1 protein-coding gene is annotated in these 3,940 nt (G+C 74.4%); it reads left to right on the top strand.

The features are described from left to right. Positions 1 to 3,940, top strand: a 3,940-nt coding sequence (locus tag ACZ4N4_RS46295; protein ID WP_467600934.1) for a type I polyketide synthase, incomplete at both ends; no start/stop codon positions are given.

Below are 3,940 nucleotides of genomic sequence, written 5' to 3'. Positions count from 1 at the left end.
GTGTGGCGAGGTTCGTGGAGGTCGGGCCGGACGCCGCGTTGACGGCCGTAGGACCGGACTGTCTGCCGGCCGACGCGACGGCGGTGTTCGTGCCGCTGCTCCGCCGCGGGCAGCCGGAATCGGTGACCCTGCCCACCGGGTTGGCCCGCTTCCACGCGCATGGCGGCGAAATCGAGTGGACCCGCTATCTGCCCACCGCGGACCCGGTCGACCTGCCCACCTACGCCTTCCAGCACCGCCGCTACTGGCTGGAGAACGCCGAGTCGGCGGACCCGGCCGCGCTCGGTGCGCTGCCCGCCGGGCATCCGCTGCTCGGCGCGCTGGTCGCCCTGCCCGGTGCCATCGACACCGTCCTGACCGGGCGGGTGAGCCTGCGGGCCCAGCCCTGGCTGGCCGACCACCAGGTCACCGGTACGGTGCTGCTGCCCGGCACCGCGTTCGTCGAACTCGCCCGGCACGCCGCCGAACTGCTCGGTGGCAACCACTTGGACGAGCTGACCCTGGAGGTGCCGCTCGTCCTGCCCGCCGAGGGCGGCATCGCCCTGCGGGTCGTCGTCGGAGAACCCGACGACGCCGGCAGCCGCAACATCGAGGTGCACTCCCGGCCGGAGGGCTCCACAGCGCCCTGGACCCGGCACGCCACTGGTGTGCTCTCCGAGAGCGGCGACGACGGCGGCGGCGGTGCGGATCTCGTGCGGTGGCCCCCAGCCGATGCCGAGCCGGTCGACCTGGACGGGTTCTATCCCCGGCTCGCCGCCACCGGCCTCGGATACGGCCCTGCGTTCCAGGGGCTGCGGGCTGCCTGGCGGCGCGGCGACGAGATCTACGCCGAGATCTCCCTTCCTGACCAACAGCAGTTCCGAGCGGGGGAGTTCGGGCTGCATCCGGCGCTGCTCGACGCGGCACTGCACGCCCTCGCCCTGCGCGGTGACCGCGGCCTGCGGCTGCCCTTCGCCTTCCGAGGGGTCCGCTGGTACGACACGGGCGCGACGGCGCTGCGGGTTCGGCTCACCGTCGTCGGGGCGGACACGGTCCGGTTGGACCTGGCCGACGGCAGCGGCGCCCCGGTCGGCACCGTCGAGCACGTGGTGCTGCGTGCCCTCACCGGCGAACTGCGTGCGCCCGCGCGGTCGGACTCGGTGTACCGGCTGGACTGGACGCCCGCTCGCACCGGGCGCCCCCGCCGCATCGGCGCCGATGTGCTGTTCCGGGTCGAGGACATGCCCGTGGCCGAGCGCACCGCCGCCGTACTGGACCAGGTGCGCGGCTGGCTGAGCGAGGAGTCCGCGCCGGGCGTCCGGCTGGTCCTGGTCACCCGTGGTGCCGTCGCGGTCACCGCAGACGAGGTGCCGGACCCGGCCGGCGCGGCGGTGTGGGGGCTGGTGCGCTCGGCACAGATCGAGTGGCCCGACCGGTTCGTGCTGCTGGACACGGCCGACCCCACTGTCACGGACACGGAGCTGACCGCGGCACTGGCCGCCGACGAACCCCAACTGGCCCTGCGGGCGGGGCAGGTGTTCGTGCCGCGGCTGGCGCGGGTGACGGAGACGGCCGGGGACGCTCCCTGGTCGTCGGAGGATGTCGTGCTGGTCACCGGGGCGAGTGGGACCCTCGGGGGCTTGGTGGCACGGCATGTGGTGGAGCGCCACGGGGTGCGTGGTGTGGTGCTCGCTTCCCGGCGGGGTGGCGACGCGCCCGGTATGCGGGAACTGGCCGCCGAGCTCGGTGAGTTGGGTTCTGAGGTGGCGGTGGTGGCGTGCGATGTGGCCGAGCGGGAGGCGGTGGCCGCGTTGCTGGCCGAGCATCCGGTGACGGCGGTGGTGCATGCCGCCGGGGTGGTGGACGACGGTCTGGTCACCGGGCTCACCGAGGAGCGGCTGCGGGCGGTGCTGGCGCCGAAGGTGCTGGGCGCGCGGTGGCTGGACGAACTGACCCGCGACCGGGACCTCACCCGGTTCGTACTGTTCTCCTCCGCCTCCGCGACCCTCGGCAACGCCGGACAGGCAGCCTACTCAGCCGCCAACGCCCACCTGGACGCGCTGGCCCGGCAGCGCCGCGCCGACGGGCTCCCGGCCACCTCGCTGGGCTGGGGACTGTGGGAACAGCGCAGTGGCATCACCGGCGAGCTCTCCGAGGCCGACCGGGCCCGTATCGCCCGCAGTGGCATCTCCGCCCTGCCCACCGCGGAAGCCCTGGCGCTCCTGGACGCCGCCGTCGGGCTCGGCGAGGCGGCCGTCCTGCCCATGCGGCTGGACACCGCGGCTCTCCACCGGCTCGACCCGTTGCCGGAGGTCTTCGCCGGCCTGGTCCGCGGCCGTCGCCGTACCCGGCAGCAGTCCGGCTGGGCCGACCGGCTGCGGGCGCTGCCGGTACCGGAGCGCCGTCGTGCCGCCCTGGACCTGGTGCGCACCCAGGCCGCCGGGGTGCTGGACCTGGCCGGGGCCGAACAGGTCGGCGCCGAGCAGTCCTTCGCCGACCTCGGTGTCGACTCGCTGACCGCGCTGGAACTGCGCAACCGCCTCGGCGCCGCCACCGGACTCCGGCTGCCCACCACCCTGGTGTTCGACCATCCCACCCCGGCCGCGCTGGCCGGATTCGTCCTCGCCGAGGCCGGCGACCTCCGGACCGGACCGGAGCCCGCCGCGCCCGCGGTCGCGGCCGCCGCGGACGAACCGATCGCGATCGTGGGCATGGCCTGCCGCTACCCCGGCGGGGTCAGCACGCCCGAGCAGCTCTGGGACCTGGTCGCCGCGGGCCGGGACGGCATCTCCGCCTTCCCCGCCGATCGCGGCTGGGACCGCGGCGCACTTCCGGTCGGACTGGGCGGATTCCTCGCCGGCGTCGCCGACTTCGACCCCGGGCTCTTCGGCATCTCCCCCCGCGAGGCGCTGGCGATGGACCCGCAGCAACGGTTGCTGCTGGAGCTGTCCTGGGAGGCGCTGGAACGCGCCGGGATCGACCCGACGGGCGTCCGGGGCAGCCGTACCGGGGTGTTCGCCGGGCTGATGTACCAGGACTACGCGACCAGGCTGGCCCATGTGCCCGAGGAACTGGAGGGCTACCTGGGCAACGGCAACCTGGGCAGCATCGCCACCGGCCGGGTCGCCTACACCTTCGGGTTCACCGGCCCCGCGGTCACCGTGGACACCGCCTGCTCGTCCTCGCTGGTGGCCCTGCACCTGGCCGCCCAGTCGCTGCGCTCCGGCGAGACCACCCTGGCGCTCGCCGGCGGGGTGACGGTGATGTCCAGCCCGACCCCGTTCCGTGAGTTCGACCGGCAACGCGGCCTGGCCGCCGACGGCCGTTGCAAGTCCTTCTCCGCAGACGCCGACGGCACCGGTTGGTCCGAGGGTGTCGGCATGCTGGTGCTGGAGCGGCTGTCCGATGCGCGGGCCAACGGCCATGAGGTGCTGGCGGTGGTGCGCGGTTCGGCGGTGAACCAGGACGGCGCGTCCAACGGGCTCACCGCTCCCAACGGCCCCTCGCAGGAGCGCGTCATCCGCGCCGCGCTGAGGGCGGCGGGCCTGTTCACCTCGGACGTGGACGTGGTGGAGGCGCACGGCACCGGCACCACGCTCGGCGACCCGATCGAGGCGCGGGCCCTGCTGGGCACGTACGGCGCCGATCGCGAGCGGCCGTTGTGGCTGGGGTCGGTGAAGTCGAACATCGGGCACACGCAGGCCGCCGCGGGTGTCGCCGGCGTGATCAAGGTCGTACAGGCCATGCGACACGGGCGGCTGCCCCGCACCCTGCACATCGACGAACCGACCCCGCACGTGGACTGGTCGGCCGGTGACGTACGGCTGCTCACCGAGGCGATCGACTGGCCGGAGACCGAGGTGCGTCGGGCGGCGGTGTCGGCGTTCGGGGTGAGCGGGACCAACGCGCACGTGATCATCGAGCAGGCGCCGGCCGGCGAGCCGACAGCTGTTCCGGAACC

This window comes from Streptomyces sp. NPDC026538, from assembly GCF_055567535.1.
Note: the sequence above shows the minus strand (reverse complement) of the source record. Positions and strands in the feature narration are given on the sequence as shown.